Origin of the sequence: Nocardia sp. FDAARGOS_372 (assembly GCF_002554515.1) — a bacterium.
In the GTDB taxonomy this organism is placed as follows: Bacteria; Actinomycetota; Actinomycetes; order Mycobacteriales; family Mycobacteriaceae; genus Nocardia; species Nocardia farcinica.
Genome location: NZ_PDDW01000001.1, coordinates 819121 through 837592 on the forward strand (window position 1 = coordinate 819121; position 18472 = coordinate 837592).

18 protein-coding genes are annotated in these 18472 nt (G+C 72.8%); 9 read left to right on the forward strand and 9 right to left on the reverse strand.

What is annotated here, in order from left to right; translation table 11 throughout:
• Window positions 1-14: 14 nt before the first annotated feature.
• From CRM89_RS04145 to CRM89_RS04180, 8 genes are read left to right on the forward strand one after another with little or no spacing between them, the layout of a single operon-like run.
• The gene (locus CRM89_RS04145) at window positions 15-1028 is read left to right on the forward strand and encodes a fatty acid desaturase (RefSeq protein WP_060591986.1); all 1014 of its coding nucleotides are present in this window, start codon (window positions 15-17) and stop codon (window positions 1026-1028) included.
• Entirely contained in the window at window positions 1019-1885 is an 867-nt protein-coding gene (locus tag CRM89_RS04150) for an isoprenylcysteine carboxylmethyltransferase family protein (protein WP_098083268.1), read from the forward strand. Before CRM89_RS04145 ends, CRM89_RS04150 begins: the two co-directional genes overlap by 10 nt.
• On the forward strand, window positions 1882-2865 hold the full coding sequence (gene mvk / locus CRM89_RS04155) for a mevalonate kinase (RefSeq protein WP_098083269.1): 984 nt from the start codon (window positions 1882-1884) through the stop codon (window positions 2863-2865). The genes CRM89_RS04150 and mvk overlap by 4 nt, the downstream gene beginning before the upstream one ends.
• Complete coding sequence (gene mvaD, locus CRM89_RS04160; RefSeq protein ID WP_011208740.1) at window positions 2862-3902, forward strand: diphosphomevalonate decarboxylase; 1041 nt, start codon at window positions 2862-2864, stop codon at window positions 3900-3902. Before mvk ends, mvaD begins: the two co-directional genes overlap by 4 nt.
• Complete coding sequence (locus CRM89_RS04165) at window positions 3899-5005, forward strand: phosphomevalonate kinase (RefSeq protein ID WP_098083270.1); 1107 nt, start codon at window positions 3899-3901, stop codon at window positions 5003-5005. Before mvaD ends, CRM89_RS04165 begins: the two co-directional genes overlap by 4 nt.
• Window positions 5002-6090, forward strand: coding sequence for a type 2 isopentenyl-diphosphate Delta-isomerase (gene fni, locus CRM89_RS04170; RefSeq protein ID WP_011208742.1), 1089 nt, complete (start codon window positions 5002-5004; stop codon window positions 6088-6090). Before CRM89_RS04165 ends, fni begins: the two co-directional genes overlap by 4 nt.
• Complete coding sequence (locus tag CRM89_RS04175) at window positions 6087-7145, forward strand: hydroxymethylglutaryl-CoA reductase (protein WP_011208743.1); 1059 nt, start codon at window positions 6087-6089, stop codon at window positions 7143-7145. The genes fni and CRM89_RS04175 overlap by 4 nt, the downstream gene beginning before the upstream one ends.
• Window positions 7142-8353 (forward strand): hydroxymethylglutaryl-CoA synthase, encoded by a 1212-nt coding sequence (locus CRM89_RS04180; RefSeq protein WP_086839010.1) that lies wholly within the window; start codon window positions 7142-7144, stop codon window positions 8351-8353. The genes CRM89_RS04175 and CRM89_RS04180 overlap by 4 nt, the downstream gene beginning before the upstream one ends.
• Here the strand turns inward: CRM89_RS04180 and CRM89_RS04185 are convergent.
• Window positions 8350-9225 carry an LLM class F420-dependent oxidoreductase gene (locus CRM89_RS04185; protein WP_098083271.1) on the reverse strand — a complete coding sequence of 292 codons (876 nt, stop codon included), beginning with the start codon at window positions 9223-9225 and terminating at the stop codon, window positions 8350-8352. The genes CRM89_RS04180 and CRM89_RS04185 overlap by 4 nt on opposite strands.
• A gap of 163 nt (window positions 9226-9388) precedes the next feature.
• Window positions 9389-9700, reverse strand: coding sequence for a hypothetical protein (locus CRM89_RS30730; protein WP_172964438.1), 312 nt, complete (start codon window positions 9698-9700; stop codon window positions 9389-9391).
• A 171-nt stretch (window positions 9701-9871) separates the two neighbouring features.
• Between CRM89_RS30730 and CRM89_RS04195 the strand changes: the two genes are divergently transcribed.
• The gene (locus CRM89_RS04195; RefSeq protein ID WP_371391958.1) at window positions 9872-11485 is read left to right on the forward strand and encodes a serine hydrolase; all 1614 of its coding nucleotides are present in this window, start codon (window positions 9872-9874) and stop codon (window positions 11483-11485) included.
• Here the strand turns inward: CRM89_RS04195 and CRM89_RS04200 are convergent.
• The 7 genes from CRM89_RS04200 to CRM89_RS04230 form a co-directional block, all read right to left on the reverse strand.
• Window positions 11472-12368 (reverse strand): RNA polymerase sigma-70 factor, encoded by an 897-nt coding sequence (locus tag CRM89_RS04200; RefSeq protein ID WP_098083273.1) that lies wholly within the window; start codon window positions 12366-12368, stop codon window positions 11472-11474. The genes CRM89_RS04195 and CRM89_RS04200 overlap by 14 nt on opposite strands.
• A gap of 33 nt (window positions 12369-12401) precedes the next feature.
• Entirely contained in the window at window positions 12402-12788 is a 387-nt protein-coding gene (locus CRM89_RS04205) for a DoxX family protein (RefSeq protein WP_086839004.1), read from the reverse strand.
• A gap of 74 nt (window positions 12789-12862) precedes the next feature.
• Window positions 12863-13333, reverse strand: a complete 471-nt coding sequence (locus CRM89_RS04210; protein ID WP_229434982.1) for a GNAT family N-acetyltransferase — start codon at window positions 13331-13333, stop codon at window positions 12863-12865.
• Between the two features lie 51 nt (window positions 13334-13384).
• A complete protein-coding gene (atzF, locus tag CRM89_RS04215; protein WP_098083274.1) occupies window positions 13385-15001 on the reverse strand; it encodes an allophanate hydrolase in 1617 nt (538 codons plus the stop codon).
• Window positions 14998-17019: a 5-oxoprolinase/urea amidolyase family protein gene (locus tag CRM89_RS04220; RefSeq protein ID WP_098083275.1), complete on the reverse strand. Its 2022-nt coding sequence runs from the start codon at window positions 17017-17019 to the stop codon at window positions 14998-15000. The genes atzF and CRM89_RS04220 overlap by 4 nt, the downstream gene beginning before the upstream one ends.
• Before the next feature lie 29 nt (window positions 17020-17048).
• A complete protein-coding gene (locus CRM89_RS04225; protein WP_098083276.1) occupies window positions 17049-17666 on the reverse strand; it encodes an urea amidolyase associated protein UAAP2 in 618 nt (205 codons plus the stop codon).
• Entirely contained in the window at window positions 17663-18409 is a 747-nt protein-coding gene (locus tag CRM89_RS04230; RefSeq protein ID WP_098083277.1) for a DUF1989 domain-containing protein, read from the reverse strand. Before CRM89_RS04230 ends, CRM89_RS04225 begins: the two co-directional genes overlap by 4 nt.
• Window positions 18410-18472 lie beyond the last annotated feature (63 nt).

An 18472-nucleotide genomic window follows, 5' to 3' on the forward strand; every position in this document is an offset into this window, starting at 1 on the left:
AAGGAGGTCCTCCCATGAGCACCGTCACCCCGCGCCCCAGCCCGCGCTCCTCGTCTCCGTCCGCCCCGATCCCGTTCAGCCGCCGCGTGTTCAAACTCGAGCATCCGGCCAACCTCGGCCCGCTGCTGCATGTCGTGGCCTGGGTCGGGTTGCTGGCCTTCGGGTTGTTCGCTCCCATCGCCACGACCTGGTATGTGGCCGTGCCGCTGATCGTCACGCTCACCCTGCTGAATTTCTCGCTCACCATCGGCGTGCTGCACATGCACACGCACCGGCCGCTGTTCGTGTCCAAGCGGCTCAACCGGGTGGTCGACCTGTTCTGCTGCATGCCCGCACTGCTCACCGCCGCCGAGATGCGAGAGGTGCACATCCTCAACCACCACCGCTACAACGACGGCCCCGGTGACGTCACCTCCACCGAGGGGCGCGAGCGCGGGCTCGGCGCGATCTGGTACTGGATCCGGTACGGCACCATCGTCAAACGGCACACCATCCGGACGATCTTCGCCGCCGACGCGACGGCCAAACAACGAATCCGCCGTCACCAGTTCGTGTTCGACCTCACCATCGTCCTGGCGCTGGTGGCGCTCACCTGGTATGCGGCAGGCGGCGCGCGCTTCGCGCTCTTCTACTGGATTCCGTTCGCCGTCACCCAGGTCAACTCCGGCTACTTCGCCTGGCTGACGCACGCGCCGGCACGCGGCTTCGAGGACGACCCGAGCAAATCGCTCAACACCGCGGGCAACTGGCTCAACTTCTTCATCTTCAACCAGGGCTACCACAGCGTGCACCACCGCTACCCCGGCATCCACTGGAGCCAGATCCCGGACAAGCTCGACTTCATGCGGCAGGTGGAACCCGGCGTCATCGTGCCCTACTGGATGACCTTGAATTCGGCGTGGCGGCTGGTGGTTCCGGACGGTTTCCTCGACGTGCCCTACGGGCAGCGGTGGAAGGCCAAGCTGGACAAGCGCATGGAGGAGGGCCGCGTCCGTTCCCGGCTGCTGCCCTGGTTCGCATGGATCTGACTCTCGCACAACAGGTTCGGGGCGCGCTCGCCGACCGCCGACGGCTCGTCCCGCTCCTGCTCGCCTTCGCCGGATACGCCTTCGCCGGCGTCACCGTGCCCCTGCTGCTGTTGTTCGCCGGTGGCTGGTGGCTGCCCAAGACGGTCGACAGCGGCGCGCACCTGCCGGCCGCGTGGGCCGTCCCGATCGACCTGGGGCTGCTCGCCCTGTTCGGGCTACAGCATTCCGCGATGGCCCGGCCCGCGGTCAAGGCGGTGGTCATCCGCTGGGTGCCCGAGCCGCTCGAGCGCACGGTCTACGTGGTCGCGGCCAGTGCCGTGGTGTGGGTGGTCTGCCTGGGCTGGCAGCCGCTGCCGCAGCCGATCTGGTCGGCCCAGGGCGCGGTCGGCGCGGCGCTCGACGCCGGGTTCTGGCTTGGTTTCGTGCTGGTCTACGTCGCGACCCTGTTGTTGGATCACTTCCACCTGCTGGGCCTCGGTCAGGCCTACCGGCACTACGTCCGGCAGGTCCCGGACGCCACCGCCGACCGGTTGCAGGTACACGGGCCCTACCGGCTGGTGCGTCATCCGCTGATGACCGGGCTGCTGCTCAGTTTCTGGTGCGCGAGCACCCTCACCCTCGGGCACCTGTTGTGGGCGGTGGGGCTGACCGGCTACATCGTGCTGGGCACGATCTTGGAGGAGCGGGACCTGTCGGCGCGCTTCGGTGCCGCCTACCGGGACTACGCGACCGCGGTGCCGGCGTTCTTCCCCTCGCCGCTCGGCCCGGCCGCGCGCGCACGACTGCGCCGGGCCCGCCCGCTCGGGGCGGGGCTCGCCGGCGGTGCGGGGCGCGTCGGGGGAGAGGAATCGACATGACCGGTCCGCGCGAACCCGGGGCCGGTGCCCCCGGCGAGGTGGGCGCCGGACGCGCCCACGCCAAGGCGATCCTGCTCGGCGAGCACACCGTGGTGCACGGAACGCCCGCCCTCGCGGTACCGATACCGGCATTGCCGGTGCGCGCCAGTGCCTTTCGCGCGCAGCACCGCCCTCCCGGTCCCGGGCAACCGGACGCGCGCCTGTCGCGCCTGACCGTCGGCGCCCGAACGCCTGCGGTGTGCGGTCCGCAGGTGGCGGTGGGTGCGGCACTGCACCGGTGGGATCTGGACCACGAGACCGTCGACATCGTCCTGCACCGGACGATTCCACCGGCCCGCGGCCTCGGCTCCAGCGCCGCCGACGCCGCCGCCGCGGTCCGGGCGGTCGCCGACCTCTACGGCCGGTCCCTCGACGCCGACACCCTGTACGAACTGGTGCAGTGCGGCGAACAGGTCGCCCACGGCCGGGCCAGCGGCGTGGACGCGCGCGCGATCCTGGCGACCGGGCCGATCCGGTTCCAGGCCGGGGCCGCCGAGCCGCTGGCCGTCGCACTCGACGCGGCGCTGGTGCTCGCCGACAGCGGCGTGCCCGGCGCCACCCAGCAGGCGGTGGCCGTCGCCGGGAGAACCTTGAACGGCGACACCATCGGTGCTCGACGCATGCTCGGCCGGGCCACCGAACTCGCCGCCACGGCGATGGCGGCCCTGAGCGAAGGACGAGGTGCCGCGCTGGGCCGCACGCTGCTGGCGTTCCACGAGCTGCTCGGCGCCCTCGGCGTCGGTCACCCGCGCACCGACGCCCTCGTCGCCGCCGCACTCGGGGCAGGCGCGCACGGCGCCAAGCTCACCGGCGCCGGACTCGGCGGCTGCGTGCTCGCCCTCACCGAACCCGGCCGCGCCGCCGCCACGGTCGGTGCGGCGCTTCGCCGGGCCGGAGCCGTGCGGACCTGGACGGTCCCGATCCGAAGGACGTGGTCATGACTCTCTCACCCCACCTGAACGCCGACCTCGCCGCGGCCCGCGCCGACGAGGCGGTCGCCGTGGCCCATCCGAACATCGCGCTGATCAAGTACTGGGGCAAGCGCGACGAGACCGCCGTCCTGCCGGTGACCGCCAGTCTGTCGCTGACCGTGAACATCTTCCCGACCACCACGGCGGTCGCGCTCATCGACGGACCCGCCGACATCGTGACCCTCGACGGGAAACCGGCCTCCGGTCCGGCTCTGGCCCGGGTCGTGCGGTTCCTCGATCTGGTGCGCGCCCGCGCGGGCCGCGCCGACCGCGTCATGGTGATCTCGGTCAACAGCGGGCCGACCGGCGCCGGATTGGCCTCCTCCGCCAGCGGATTCGCGGCACTGGCGGCGGCCGCGGCGACCGTGTTCGGGCTCGACCGCGACGCCCGCTCGCTCTCGCGGCTCGCCCGCCGCGGCTCCGGCTCGGCCTGCCGGTCGATCTTCGGCGGATTCGCGGTGTGGCACGCGGGCGAGGGGCTCGGCGAAGCCGGGGATCTCGGTTCCTACGCGGAGCCGGTCGAGGACGGCGGGCTCGACCCGGCGTTGGTGGTCGCCGTCGTGGACGCGGCCGCCAAGGCCGTGTCCAGCCGGGAGGCGATGCGGCGCACGCGCGCGACCTCACCGTTGTACGGGGCCTGGGCGGCCTCCTCGGCGACCGACCTGACGCGGATGCGCGCCGCGCTGGCGCGCGGCGATCTGGCCGAGGTCGGCGAGATCGCCGAACGCAACGCGCTGGGCATGCACGCCACCATGCTGGCCGCCCGGCCCGCGATCCGCTATCTCTCCCCGCATTCGCTCGCGGTCCTGGACCGGGTGCTCGCGCTGCGCGCCGAGGGGGTGCCCGCCTACGCGACCATGGACGCCGGACCGAACGTGAAGATCCTGTGCGCGCGCGCCGACGCGGCGCGAGTGGCCTCGGCGGTGCGGGCGGTCGGTGATTTCGTGACCACCCGGATCGGCTACGCCGGCCCCGGTGTCGCGGTGACCGTCGGGGGTGGGCGGTGATCAGCGAACGGGCACCCGGCAAGTTGTTCGTCGCCGGCGAGTACGCCGTCGTCGAGCCGGGCCGCCACGCGATCCTGACCGCGGTGGACCGGTACGCCACCGCCACGGTGCGCGCGAGCCACACCGACGCGGCCGTCACGGTGTGCACCGACCTCGGGCAGGGGGTGCAGCTGGCCTGCCGCCGTGCCGGCACGGGACTGGTTCCGGCGAACGGGCGGGCGCGCCCGCCCGCGGAGCTGGCGTACGTCTTCGCCGCCGCGGCGGTCGTCGAACGGCTGCTGATCGAACGCGGACATCCGGTGCTGCCCTGCCGGGTCGCCGTCACCGCCGATCTCGCCGACCGGTCCGGCCGCAAGTTCGGGCTCGGGGCCAGCGCGGCGGTGACCGCGGCGACCGTCGCGGCGCTCGGGCGCTTCCACCGGCTGGGCCTGAGCCGGATGGACCGGTACCGGCTGGCGATGCTGGCCACCCTGTCGGTCGATCCGGCCGCGTCCGGTGGCGACGTGGCGGCGAGCACCTGGGGCGGTTGGCTCGTCTACGGCTCCCCGGATCGGCGGTGGGTGTCGGAGACGCTCGCCACCCGGAGTGTGACCGAGCTGCTGAGCAGGCCGTGGCCGGGGCTGTCGGTGCACCGGCTGCCGCCGCCCGCGCGATCGGCGCTGCGGGTGGGCTGGACCGGCACACCCGTTGCCACGCCGGGACTGGTCCGGTCGGTGCGCCGGGGCCGCGACCGCCGCGCCGGGGACTACCGCGCCTTCGTGGCCGCCACCGAGGAGTGCGTGCGCGCCCTGGCCCGGGCGCTCGAGGCGGACGAGCCGGGCGCCGTGCACGCCGGAATCCTGCGTGCCCGTGAGCTTCTCGTCCACCTGGACAGCGTCGCCCGCGCGGGCATCATGACACCCCGGCTGCGCGCGCTGTGCGCCGCGGGGGACGCGGTCGGCGCCGCCGCCAAACCGTCGGGCGCCGGTGGCGGCGACTGCGGCATCGCCTTCCTCGACCCCGCCGACACCGCGGCGCTGGCCGAACTCGCCGACCGGTGGCGAGCCGCGGGCATCGAGCCGCTGACGGTGCGCCCCCACCCACGGCAGGAGGCGGACACATGAGCAGCAACCGCAAGGACGACCACGTCCGTCACGCCGTTGACCAGCACCGCGACCGGACCCCGGTCAACGACTTCGACGCGATCGGGTTCCAGCACCACGCCCTGGCGGGCATCGACGCCGCCGACGTCGACCTCGGCGTCGACATCGCCGGAAAGCGATGGCACACACCGTTGTTCATCAACGCGATGACCGGCGGCAGCGCGGCGGCCACGGACATCAACCGCGGGCTGGCGATCGCCGCCCGCGAGACGGGCCTGCCGGTCGCCTCCGGCTCACTGAGTGCCTACTTCCGCGACCCTGGCCTGGCGGGCAGCTTCCGCGTGCTGCGGGAGGAGAACCCGCACGGTGTGGTCATCGCCAATGTCAACGCGACGGCGACGCTGGATCAGGCGCGCCGGGCCGTCGACCTGCTCGCGGCCGACGCCCTGCAGATCCACCTCAACGCGGTGCAGGAGATCGTGATGCCGGAGGGGGACCGGTCCTTCCGGTCCTGGCCGCGCCGCATCGAGCACCTCGCGGCGGGCGTGCCGGTGCCGGTGATCGTCAAGGAGGTCGGGTTCGGGCTCAGCCGCCCGACCGTCGCCTGGTTGCGCGATGCCGGGGTCGCCGTCGCCGACGTCGGTGGGCGGGGCGGCACGAACTTCGCCCGCATCGAGAACGACCGGCGCCCGGCGGCGGACTTCTCCTTCCTCGACACCTGGGGCCAGTCCACGCCCGCCTGCCTGCTCGACAGCGCGGAGGTCACCGGCATCGCGCTCGTCGCCTCCGGCGGCATCCGCTCGCCCCTCGACGTCGCCAAGGCACTGGCCCTGGGCGCCGACGCGACCGGTGTCGCGGGCCGGTTCCTCGCGACGCTGCTCGACCGCGGCGCCGAGGGACTGATCGAGACCATCCGCGCCTGGCTCGATCAACTGCGCAGCATCGCCACCGTGCTCGGCGCCGCCACCCCCGCCGACCTGCGCCGCTGTGACCTGCTGATCACCGGCGAGGTGGCCGCGTTCTGCCGGCTGCGCGGCATCGACGCCGCGGCCTACGCCCATCGCAGCCACTGGTGGCACCCCTCGGAACGAAGGAGTCTCCTGTGAACGACCTGTCGTATGCGGCGGTCCCACTGCGCTGGGTGGGGCCGGTGCGCATCACCGGCGCCGTCGTCGACGATGCCGTCGAGGTGCCGCTGGCCACCTACGAGTCACCGCTGTGGCCCTCGGTGGGCCGGGGCGCGCGCGTCACCACCCTCACCGAGCGCGGCGTGCAGGCGACGGTGATCGACGACCGGATGACCCGCTCGGTGCTGTTCGAAGCCGACGACGCCTACACCGCGCTCGTGGCCGTGCGCGGCCTGACCGGCCGGTTCGCCGAACTCCAGCGGGTGACCGAGGCCAGCAGCCGTTACGCGCGGTTGCTCGACCTGCACCATCAGATCGCCGGGAACCTGCTGTTCCTGCGGTTCGCGTTCAGCACCGGTGACGCCGCGGGCCACAACATGGCCACACTGGCGGCCGACCGGTTGATGGACCACATCGTGGCGACCGTGCCCGGCCTGCGCCACGTCTCGGTGTCGGGCAACTATTGCACCGACAAGAAGGCCACCGCGGTCAACGGCATCCTCGGCCGGGGCAAGAACGTGGTGACCGAGATCCTGATCCCCGCCGAGGTGGTCGGACAACGGTTGCACACCACCGCCCGGCAGGTGGTGGAACTGAACATCCGCAAGAACCTGATCGGCACCCTGCTGGCGGGCGGAATCCGTTCGGCGAACGCCCATTACGCGAACATGCTGCTCGCCTTCTACCTGGCCACCGGTCAGGACGCGGCCAACATCGTGGAGGGCTCACAGGGCGTCACCCACGCCGAGGACCGCGGCGGGGATCTCTACTTCTCCTGCACGCTGCCCAATCTCGTCGTCGGGACCGTGGGCAACGGCAAGCACCACGGTTTCGTCGAGGAGGTCCTGGCCCGGCTCGGCTGCCGGGACGAACGCCCCGACGGCGAGAACGCCCGGCGTCTGGCCGTGATCGCCGCGGCGGCCGTGCTGTGCGGGGAATTGTCGTTGCTGGCCGCGCAGACCAACCGCGGCGAACTGATGCGCTCCCACACCCGATTCGAACGGTCGACCACGAGCACTGGAGTACAGCCATGACCACCACCGCGGTCGGAATCCACGACCTCAGCTTCGCCACCACCCATTACGCCCTGGATCACGTCCTGCTCGCCGACCGCCTCGGCGTCGACGTCGACAAGTTCCGCCTGGGCATCGGCCAGGAGACGATGAGCGTCGCCGCCGCCGACGAGGACGTCGTCACCCTCGCCGCGGCCGCGGCCGCGCCGGTGCTCGAGCGGCACGGCGCCGAGGACATCCGGACCGTGCTGTTGGCCACCGAAAGCGGGGTGGACCAGTCGAAATCGGCCGGCCTGTACCTGCATCCGCTGATCGGGCTGCCCAATTCCGCGCGGGTGGTGGAACTCAAACAGGCCTGCTACGGCGGCACCGCCGGGCTTCAGTTCGCCGCCGGCCTGATCGCGCGCGACCCGGCGCAACGGGTGCTCGTCATCGCCGCCGACGTCGCGAAGTACGACCTGGACAGCCCCGGCGAGCCGACCCAGGGCGCCGCCGCGGTCGCGATGCTGGTCACCGCGGATCCGGGCATCGTCGCGTTCGAAACGCCCTCGGGGCTCTACAGTGCCGACATCATGGACTTCTGGCGGCCCAACTACCGCAGTGCCGCGCTGGTGGACGGCAAGACCTCGGTCAACGCCTATCAGAAGGCCGCGCAGGAGGCGTGGAGCGACTACCGGCGCCGGGGCGGGCGCGACCTCGGCGAGTTCGCGGCCTTCTGCTACCACCAGCCGTTCACCAGGATGGCCTACAAAGCCCACCGGCACCTGCTCGAAAGCCAGGGCCACCGCGCGGACCCCGACGCGATCGAGTCCGCCGTCGCGCACACCACCCACTACAACCGCACCGTCGGCAACAGCTACACCGCCTCCCTCTACCTCGGGCTGATGTCGCTGCTCGACCACGCCGACGACCTGTCCGGCCGTCCGCTGGCCTTCGTGAGCTACGGGTCCGGGAGCGTCGCCGAGTTCTTCGGCGGCGTCGTCGTCCCCGGCTATCGGCGGCATCTGCGCACCGAGACGACCCGCGCGGCGATCGCCACCCGCGAACCGCTCGGGTACGACGAGTACCGGGCACTGCACGAAGCGGGCACGCCGACCGACGGCCGGTATCACGCCCTCCCCGCCCAGACCCGTCGCCCCTTCCGGCTGGCGGCGATCTCCGGGCACAAGCGGATCTACGAGGCCCGCGAACCGCTCCCGGTCACCGTGGACCAGGCAGGCGCGGACTAGCCCAGGTCGGCCAACCGCGGCACGGCCGGCGCCATGCCCTCGATCCAGGCCGCGGGGGAGCCGGTCGTCGGCGTGACGATCACCTGGTCGATGCCCAGTTTCGCGTAATCGGCCATCGCCCGGACGAATTCGTCGCGGGTCTCCGGGGCGGGGCGGGGATTGTTCGCCAGGATGGTCTTGCGGATCCGGTCGTAGTCGCGGCCCTCGGCCTCGCAGTGCCTGCGCAGCACGTCCAGCTTGTGTTCGACGTCCTGCGGCGAGGTGCCGAACAGATTGCAGGCGTCGCCGTAACGCGCCACCAGCCGCAACGTCTTCTGCTCGCCGCCGCCGCCGATCAGCACCCGCGGCCGGTGCAGGGGCTGTGGTGCGCACAGTGTCTCCGCCAGGCGGTAGTGCTTGCCCTCGAACGGGCCGTTGTTCTGCGGGTCCCACATCTGCGCGCAGATCCGCAGCGTCTCCTCCAGGCGCTCGAAACGCTCGGCCAGCGGCGGGTAGTCGACGCCGAGCCCGCGGTGTTCGCGCTCGTACCAGGCCGCCCCGAGCCCGAGCACCGCGCGTCCGCCGGAGAGCACGTCGAGGGTGGTGACGATCTTGGCCAGCAGGCCGGGATGGCGATAGGTCACCCCGGTGACCAGCAGGCCCAGCTCCACCGTGGTGGTGTGGGCGGCGAGAAAGCCCAGCGCGGTGTAGCCCTCCAGCATGTTGGCCTCCGCGGGCAGGCCGGTCGGCTCGATCTGGAAGTAGTGGTCCATGAACGACAGCCAGGTGGCTCCCGCGGCCTCGGCCGCCGCGCCCGCCCGTGCCAGTTCGCCCGCGATGGCGGAGGTCCCGCCGTCGATGTCGAAGATCGGAAGATGGAAGCCGAGCTCCATGAGGTCTCCTCGTTGCCGGTCAGCGTGTGCCTTCACGCTAAGACCTGGAGCGCACTCCAAGACAAGTCCGAGCGGCCGATGTTCGGCGGCTCGGGGCGCGCCGGGAGTGGAGTGCCCCCGGATTCGCGCGGGGTGGGCGTTACGCTGACCGGATATTTGCCGATCAATTGCTTGGCTGCCGGGCGACCGGCCGCCTGAAGGGGAGGGTTCCGATGAAGAAGCTGGTCGTCGCCGTGGCGCTGGCGGGCGTGTTGGCCGCGGGATGTTCGGACGATTCGTCGCCGACCCCGACGACCGGCACCAGCCGCACCACGGTCACCGCGACATCGGTGTCCACACCGCCGCCGACCGCCCCGACCTCGGCGGCGCCGCACGACGAGCACGGCGCGTCGCAGCCGAATCCCGCGCCCGGGCCGAATCCGGGATCGAATCCGGCGCCGCCCGCGCCGTCCGTGCCGATGATGTCCAACCCCAACGGGGACGGCAGTCAGGTGCCGTGTGAGGGGACGATCTGCACGAATCCGAATCACGGTGCGGGGCCCGAGGGGAACTGACCGGCAACCTTCCGGTCTTCCCCGATTCGGCGTTGCCGGGCGGTTGCCGGGGCTAGGCTCGACGCACTGTGCCGTGCAACTCGTCCGAGGAGGTGAGGGCCGTGCCGGGTCGTCGACGCGTGGCCGTGGGGCTGCTGGCGCTGGGGCTCGTCGTCGGAGCCTGCGCCGACGACTCCGGCGGTGACGCGGCGACGACCAACTCGGCACCGCGATCTCCGGCCGCGACGGGAGAGCTACCGCCGAACGAGGTCGCGGGGGTGGCGATCCCGGACGGCCAGGTGGACCGGGCGGTCGGCGAACTCGACCGCATCGCGGGCGAACTCATGGACGCCACGAAGATCCCCGGCATGGCGGTGGCCGTCGTGCACGACGGAAAAGTGGTCTACAGCAAGGGGTTCGGCGTCCGGGACGTCACGACCGGGGAGCCGGTCGGCCCGGACACGGTGTTCCAGCTGGCCTCGCTGTCCAAGCCGATCGGCGCGACGGTGGTGGCGCGGGAGGTGGCCGCGGGCCGGGTGGCGTGGGACACGCCGGTGCGGCGACTGTCGCCGGAGTTCACCCTCGCCGACCCCTACGTCGGCGACCACGTCACGGTGGGGGATCTGTACGCGCATCGCTCGGGGCTGCCCGACCACGCCGGTGATCTGCTGGAGGATCTCGGCTACGACCGCGCGGCGATCCTGGCGCGGCTGCGGCAGCTGCCGCTGGCGCCGTTCCGCGATTCCTACGCCTACACCAACTTCGGCCTGACAGCGGCGGCGTCCGCGGTCGCGCAGGCGGCGGGCACCGACTGGGAGACGCTGTCGCAGCGCGAGATCTACGAACCGCTCGGGATGACGGCGACCAGTTCGCGCTACGCCGATTTCGTCGCCCGCGGCGACCGGGCGGTCGGCCACGTTCTCGTCGACGGCGCCTACCGGCCCGCCGATCCACCGCGCCGACCGGACGCGCAGTCGCCCGCGGGCGGGGTCAGCTCGTCGGCCCGCGACATGACGCGGTGGCTGACCATGATGCTGGGCGACGGCAGCGTCGAGGGTCGCGAGATCGTGCCGCCCGCGGCGCTGCTGCCCGCGGTCTCCCCGCAGATGATGTCCGCGCCGCCCGCGAACCCCGATGCCAGGGCGGGGTTCTACGGCTTCGGCTTCAACGTCGGCACCTCCCCGGCGGGCCGGGTGGTGCTCAGCCATTCCGGTGCGTTCAATCTCGGCGCCGGCACCGCGTTCACGATGATCCCCTCGGCCGGGGTCGGCATCGTGACGCTCACCAACGCCGCGCCGCGCGGTGTCCCGGAGACGCTCAACGCCGAGTTCGCCGACCTGGTGCAGTTCGGCGAGGTGCGCGAGGACTGGCGCGGACTCTACACCGAAGCCTTCGATCAACTCGACGCCCCGAAGGGCGACCTCGTCGGCAAGGAGCCGCCGCGGGCGCCCGCACCCGCCCGTCCCCTGACCGACTACGCGGGCACCTACGCCAACGCCTACTACGGCCCCGCCACCGTCGCCGTCCGCGGCGACGAGCTGACCGTCACCCTCGGCCCGGCCGGCACCGTCGTGCCGCTGCGGCACTGGGACGGCGACACCTTCGCCTTCACCCCGTCCGGCGAGGGCGCCGACCCGGGCACGGTGTCGCAGGCCCGGTTCGACGGCGACCGGTTGACCCTCGAGTACTACGACCAGGACGGCATGGGCACCTTCACCCGCGGCTGACCGTCAGCGGCGTCTCCGCGCCGAGATGGGTCAGCTTGTGCGGATTGCGGACGTAGTACATACCGGTGATGTGCGCGCCGTCGTGGTCGACGGCCATCACCCCGTCGAGCTCGCCGTCGAGGTACACCACCAGCGCCGGGCTGCCGTTGACGTGGGTGAGACCGAGGGTCAGCGCCCCCGGTACCTTGCGCAGTCCGCCGAGGAAGAGGGTGGCGACCTTGCGCGCGCCGAGAATCGGCCGCAGCACCGCCTGCTTGACGCCACCGCCGTCGCCGACGAGCACGACCTCGGGGGCCAGCAGTTCGAGCAGGCCGCTCAGGTCCCTGGTCTCGATCGCCCGTTGGAACTGTTCGAGCACCTCCCGCGTCCGGCTCGCCGACACCGCCTCCCGCGGGCGACGGGCCTCGACGTGCTTGCGCGCCCGGTGCGCGATCTGGCGCACCGCCGTCGGCGTCTTGCCGACGGCGGCGGCGATCTCGTCGTAGCCGAAGTCGAAGACCTCGCGCAGCACGAACACCGCCCGTTCGGTCGGCGCCAGCGTCTCCAGCACCAGCATCATCGCCATCGACAGGCTCTCGGCGAGTTCGGCGTCCTCGGCGATGTCGGGCGTGGTGAGCAGCGGCTCGGGCAGCCACGGACCGACGTAGGACTCCTTGCGTCGTTGCAGCGTGCGCAGCCGGTTGAGCGACTGGCGGGTGGTGATCCGCACCAGGTAGGCGCGGTCGTCGCGCACCTGGTCACGATCGACCGTGCGCCAGCGCAACCACGTCTCCTGGAGCACGTCCTCGGCATCGGCGGCCGAACCGAGCATCTCGTAGGCGACGGTGAAGAGCAGGTTGCGGTGTGCGACGAAGGCGTCGGTCGCGGCGTCGGCGGTGCTCATGACGGTGGGTCTCCTTCCTGTCCGGCGGGGTGCTCAGGCCGCGAAGGGCTGCGGCCCGAACCGGCCCCAGGCGATGAACGCCGCCAGGACGAGGTAGGTCACGTTCAGGGCGACGAACACGCCCCACCCGTCGTGCCGGACATGGGTGATGATCGCACCGATCATCAGCACCACCCAGCAGGCGGCGGTCACCGGCACCAGCGCCGGGGCGATGCCGAGCAGCGGCGGCAGGATCAGACCGGCCGCCGCCAGCAGTTCGACGCCGCCGAGCGTCCTGACGAAGCCGGGACGCACGGCCGTGGTCCAGCCGCCGCCCGGCGCGGCGGCCAGCTTCTCGACCGGGAAGAACGTCTTGCCGACACCGCCGCCGAGCGCGACGAAGGCGAGCAGTCCGGCGGCGATCCACAGGGCGAGGTTCATCGAGTACTCCTTGGGTGACGGATGTTCGCCCATCCAGACACCGGCCACGCCCGCCGTGTGACACCGCCGCCGAATCACCAGCGCAGCACGGCCTCGATTTCGTCCTCGACCAGCTCTCCGGTGGGCTCGAAGCCGAGGGAACGATAGAAGCCCTCGGGACTGCCGGGGCCCTGCCCGTAGCTGGTGTAGAGGCTGGTGGTGCCGCGGGCGCGCAGGCGCTCGACCACCGTCTCGAGGACCCGGCGGCCGTAGCCTCTGCCCTGGTGCGGCCCGGCGATCATGAACCGCCACAGCGAGACGCCGGGCTCGTCGGGGTCCATGCCGAGGTCGAGCAGCAGGAAGCCGATCGGCTCCTCGCCCAGGTAGACGGCGCGGTACCAGGCCGCGTCCGCGAAGTGCGCCTCCGCGAGGGAGATCCCGTTGTCGGCCACCATGCCGCGCTGGTCGGCCGACAGGGTGTCGCTGAGTGTGCACACCCGGTAGACGTTGTCGGCGGTGATCCTGCGCAGGTGCACCGCGGCGGTGCCGTCGCTCGATTCGTTCACGCGATCTTGGTATCCGGTGCGGCCGCCGCGTTCAACGCATTTTCCGGGCGCTCAGACCGCGTTCGCCGCCAGTGCCGCCCGCCATCCGCCGTAGGCGCTGATGTCGGTGGCCGCGGCCGCGGCGGCGCCTTCGCAGCCGAAGCCGGTGGCCCAGCTGCCGTCGGCGAGTTCCACCGCGCCCAGGTGCATGGGGGCGGGCAGGGCGGCCAGGAAGCGACCGAGCGCGGCGGGGGAGAGCAGCCAGCGTTCCCCGGCGATCGCGACCCCGGTCTCGGCCTCGCCGACCCGGGTCAGCGCGGGTTTCGGCGGGGTCGTCTTCAGCGCGGCCAAGCGGTAGCGCGGGGCGGTGCGCACCTCGCCCGCCCAGCGCGCGCCGAGATCGGTGAGCTGCGAGGCGAGGGGCTGGTCGCGCAGGTGGGCGCCGAAGACGATCAGCTCCTGCGTCGGCGCGACCCGGGCAGGCCAGCTGACGGGTGCGAGCGCGGCGTCCGGCCGGATCAGCGCGGCGATGTCGAGCGCCACCGCGTCCTCGAAGGCGCGGGCGAAGACGGTGACGCCGAACTGCGCCGCGCCGGCGGTGCCCGCGGGGACGGCCACCGCGCACAGATCGAACAGGTTGGCGAAATTGGTGTAGGTGCCGAGTCGGGCGTTCACGCCGATCGGGTCAGCGGCGACCTCGGCCAGGGTCGGCTGGCCCGGTGCGGTCGGGGCCAGCAGGGCGTCGGCCCCGGCCAGGCTCGCCATCGCCAGGCCGCGCAGCCGGTCCAGCTCCGCCAGATCGGAGACCAGGCGGTGGGCCGGATGGGTGCGGGCGGCGCCGATGATGGCGCCGACCGTCGGGTCGACCTCCCCGGGGTGGGCATCGACGAATTCGCCCACCGCCGAATAACGTTCGGCGACGAGTGCGCCGTCGTAGAGCAGCCGCGCGGCGGCCAGGAACGGGGCGGGGTCGATCGGCACGACGGTCACGCCCCGCCCGCGCAACGCGTCGACGGTCCCCGCGAACGCCGCCCGCCAGACCTCGTCGAGTTCGGGCAACGTGTCGAATACCGCCACGACCGGGTTCGGCGGCGCGGCCAGCCGCGCGTCGGCCGGCCACGGCCGCCCGGCGGCCCCGGCCGCCAGTACCCCCATCGCGCGGTCGGCCGTCGCCGGATCGGCGGCGAAGATCGTGACGCAGTCGTAGGACCGGCACGCCGGGACCACTCCGTCGGTGCGCACCACGCCGACGGTCGGTTTGATGCCGACCAGTCCTTGGAACGCGGCGGGCACCCGGCCCGAACCGGCGGTGTCGGTACCGATCGCGAGATCGGCCTCCCCGCGCGCCACGGCCACCGCCGAGCCGGAACTCGAACCGCCGGAGACGAATTCGGGACGGCGCGCGTCCGGTACCGCGCCGTAGGGCGACCGGGTGCCGACCAGCCCGGTCGCGAACTGGTCCAGGTTGGTCTTGCCGACCACCACGGCGCCCGCCGCGCGCAGAGCGGCGACGGCGGGGGCGTCGGTGTCGGGCAGGTAGGCGTAGGCCGGGCACCCGGCGGTGGTCGGCAGCCCCGCCACGTCCACATTGTCCTTGACCGCCAGCCGCAACCCGGCCAGCGGTCCGGTCGCGGCGGCGCGCTCGGCCGCCACCTCGGCGTCGGCGCGGCGGTGGATCCACACGGTCACTGCTGGTCTCCCGTCAACTCACCCGACGAGTGCCACGAACGGCGCTCGGCGGCAAAGGCTTTCGCTTGGTTCGCACGGAACTCCGCGATGGACTCGGCGTTCTCGGCGAGGAACCGCCGGTAGTCGGCCAGCCGGAACTCGCCGTCCTCGGCGTGCAGCCGCCCGCGCCCGGCGGCGACGTCGGCGCGCAGGTCGAGCAGTTCCTCCGCCGACACCGGATACCAGCGGATCCGGTCGAACCAGCGCAGCAGCCACGGGTCCGCCCCGTCGGTGCCGCGGTGGTTCCAGACCTGGGTGGTGCGGCCGACGAACTGGTAGCCACCGGGCCCCTCCATGCCGTAGATGCACAGGTAGGCGCCGCCGATGCCGACCGCGTTCTGCGGTGTCCAGGTGCGGGCCGGGTTGTATTTGGTGGTGACCAGCCGGTGCCGCGGATCGGTCGGCGTCGCCACCGGCGCGCCCAGATACACATCGCCCAGCCCGAGCACGAGATATTCGGCGGCGAACACGGTGTCGAACACCTCGCGCACCGAGGACAAGCCGTTCATCCGGCGGATGAACTCGATGTTCCACGGGCACCACGGCGCGTCCGCGCGCACGCCGTGCATGTAGCGGGTGATGGCCTCACGGGTCGCCGGGTCGTCCCAGGACAACGGCAGGTGCACGGTGCGGCTGGGCACCACCAGGTCGTCGGCGGCGGGCAGGGCGGACTCCGCCTCGGTCAGCAGGTCCAGCAGTTTCGGGGTCGGCAGCCGGTCCGGGTCGGTGCGCACCTGCAGCGACCGCACGCCCGGGGTGAGTTCGGTGATGCCGGGTTCGGCGCGCGCGAGCAGATGCTGGTGCAGGGCGTGCACGCGGGCCCGCAGGCCCAGATCGAGGGTCATCTCGCCGTACTCCACGAGCACGCCGTCGTCGCCCGCGCGGCGGTAGGTGACGCGGGTGTGCTGGTCGCCGTCGGCCCTGCCCAGCACCCCGTCGTCGCCGTCGCCGCCGTCGGAGAGCACCACCGGCCAGGCCGCCCGCCGGGCCGGACCCAGCTCGCGCAGGGCGGCGGCCCGCTCCGCCCGCACCGGGACGAACCGGACCAGGTCGCCGGGGCACAGCTGGCCGAGCTTCCAGCGCTCGGCGGCGACCACGGTGACCGGGCAGACGAAGCCGCCCAGGCTCGGCCCGTCCGGCCCGAGCAGGATCGGGGTGTCGCCGGTGAAGTCCAGCGCGCCGATCGAATACGCGGTGTCGTGGATGTTCGACGGGTGCAGGCCCGCCTCGCCGCCGTCGGCGCGGGCCCAGCGCGGTTTGGGTCCGATCAACCGCACGCCGGTGCGGTCGGAGTTGAAGTGCACCTCGTAGGCGGTGCTCAGGATCGTGTCGATGTCGGCGCGGATGAAGAACTCCGGCGCACCGTGTGGCCCCTCGGTGACCGCCAGCTCCCACCGGCGGGTGAACGCCGGCCGTGCCTCGGCCGGGACGGCGGTGCCAGGGCGGCCGTGGTCGGGAGTCAGATCCAGCAGGTCACCGGCTCGCACGGCCGCGCCGGTGCCGCCCCCGAATCCGCCGAGTGTGAACGTGGCCGCGCTGCCCAGATACGGCCGCACCGCGAACCCACCCGCGACGAGCACGTAGCACCGCATGCCCGGCCCGCGCACCGCGCCCACGTCGAGCACGCCGCCCGCCGGCACCACCACCGGCCGCCACTGCGGCACCGGCACCCCGTCGACGCGCACGTCGGCGGGTGCGCCGGTGACGCAGACCCGGGTCGCCACCGGGAACCGCAGTGCGGGCCCGGCGAGTGTGCACTCCAGGCCGGCGGCCCCCTCGGCGTTGCCGAGTGCCCGGTTGCCGAGCCGGAACGACAGGTCGTCCATCGGACCCGAGGGCGGCACCCCGACATGCCAGTAGCCGACCCGGCCGGGCCAGTCCTGCACGGTGGTCAGCATGCCGGGGCGCACCACCTCGCACCGCGGGGTGGGAGCGGGATGGACGGCCGGGGCCGGAGCGAGGACGGTGCCAGGGTTCATCGGGGTACCTCCGTTCGAGCGGTGCGCGGTCAGCGCGTGACGACCATCCGCACCGGCGTCGGGTCGAAGCCGTTGCAGGGGTTGTTGATCTGCGGGCAGTTGGACACCAGCACGAGGGTGTCGATCTCGGCGCGCAGCACGACCTTCTTGCCCGGCGCCGATCGGCCGTCGACGATGCCGAGCGTGCCGTCGGGCTCCACCGGCACGTTCATGAACCAGTTGATGTTCGACACCAGATCGCGCTTGCCCAGCCCCCACACCATCGCCGCGGTGAGGAAGTTCTCCACGCAGGCGTGCTGATCGCGGGTGTGGTGGCCGTAGCGCAGGGTGTTGGATTCCTGGGAGCAGGCGCCCGCGACGGTGTCGTGGTTGCCCACGTCGTCGGCGACGACGGTCATCAGCGCGGTGCCGTTGTCGGTGCGCAGCACGCTGCCGGTGGTCAGGAAGATGTTGCGCTGCGCGGCGACGGTGGCCTGGGCGCTGTAGCGGTCGCTGTGGTCGGCGGCGGCGTAGAGCAGGCAGTCCACGGCCTGGTTGCCGTGCAGATCGATGATCTCGAGCTGATCGCCCGCCGCCACCACCGCCGACCAGGGGGCGCGGGCGGGCACGGTCTCGTCCAGCACGACGGTGCGCGCGCGGGTGCTCATCGCTGGTTCTCCTTCGAACGGGCGGCCCGCCACGCCTCCTCGGTGTTGTGGCGGGCGCGGCGGTATTCCGGTTCGTCGCTGTGGTTTTCGGCGAGCAGTTCGGGTGCGGCCCAGGCGACGACGTCGAGGTCGGTGACGGGGGCCGGGTCGAGCGGATGCTCGGCATCGACGACCAGCAGCGTGACCGGCAGATGGATCAGCAGGTCCACCGCCGCGCCCGCGCCCGCGCCGCCGGTGGGCGTCAGCGCGCCGTCGGCCGCGACCCGCACGCCGCGGAAGAACGACAGGCTCGGGCCGACGTCGCGGGGGTCGAGTCCGTGCTTGGCCGCCGCCAGCCGCAGCCCCGCCCGTGCCGCGGGGCCCGGCCCGCACAGCGCGTCGTGGTGGCCGGACCCGTCGGCGAGCACGGTGGCGAGCAGGCGGCCCTGGTCCGACAGCAGCGGGTGTCCCTGGCCCAGGTAGGCCTGCCAGGGCACCTTCACCGTGTCGGCGACGTTCAGCCGCTCCCATGGCGCCTCGGCCCGCAGCAGCAACAGGTGCGCGCACGCGTGGCCGGCGGGATCGGCCAGGCGCACCCGGGTGCCCCGGCCGAGCACGACGTTCGCGTAGCCGCCCGGCGGAATCCGCCGCGCGAAGGTGATCGCCTCGGCGGGCACGTCGGCGGGCAGGTCCGGGGTGGCGACGGTGGCGGCGGCCTCCTGGGCACGGGCGTGCGCCCTGGCCAGGGTGGTGGATGCGGTCATCGACAGTCCTTCTTCTCGGATCGACGAGCCCGACTCGGCGAGCCCGACTCGACGGGTCGGATC

Bases quoted from the DNA above. Each gene is read 5' to 3' on its own strand.
- fni (WP_011208742.1), top strand. From the start codon at position 5,002: ATGAGCAGCAACCGCAAGGACGACCACGTCCGTCACGCCGTTGACCAG.
- CRM89_RS04205 (WP_086839004.1), bottom strand. From the start codon at position 12,788: ATGAACCTCGCCCTGTGGATCGCCGCCGGACTGCTCGCCTTCGTCGCG.
- CRM89_RS04150 (WP_098083268.1), top strand. From the start codon at position 1,019: ATGGATCTGACTCTCGCACAACAGGTTCGGGGCGCGCTCGCCGACCGC.
- CRM89_RS04185 (WP_098083271.1), bottom strand. From the start codon at position 9,225: ATGGAGCTCGGCTTCCATCTTCCGATCTTCGACATCGACGGCGGGACC.
- mvaD (WP_011208740.1), top strand. From the start codon at position 2,862: ATGACTCTCTCACCCCACCTGAACGCCGACCTCGCCGCGGCCCGCGCC.
- mvk (WP_098083269.1), top strand. From the start codon at position 1,882: ATGACCGGTCCGCGCGAACCCGGGGCCGGTGCCCCCGGCGAGGTGGGC.
- CRM89_RS04180 (WP_086839010.1), top strand. From the start codon at position 7,142: ATGACCACCACCGCGGTCGGAATCCACGACCTCAGCTTCGCCACCACC.
- CRM89_RS04220 (WP_098083275.1), bottom strand. From the start codon at position 17,019: ATGAACCCTGGCACCGTCCTCGCTCCGGCCCCGGCCGTCCATCCCGCT.
- CRM89_RS04145 (WP_060591986.1), top strand. From the start codon at position 15: ATGAGCACCGTCACCCCGCGCCCCAGCCCGCGCTCCTCGTCTCCGTCC.
- CRM89_RS04225 (WP_098083276.1), bottom strand. From the start codon at position 17,666: ATGAGCACCCGCGCGCGCACCGTCGTGCTGGACGAGACCGTGCCCGCC.
- CRM89_RS04230 (WP_098083277.1), bottom strand. From the start codon at position 18,409: ATGACCGCATCCACCACCCTGGCCAGGGCGCACGCCCGTGCCCAGGAG.
- CRM89_RS04200 (WP_098083273.1), bottom strand. From the start codon at position 12,368: ATGAGCACCGCCGACGCCGCGACCGACGCCTTCGTCGCACACCGCAAC.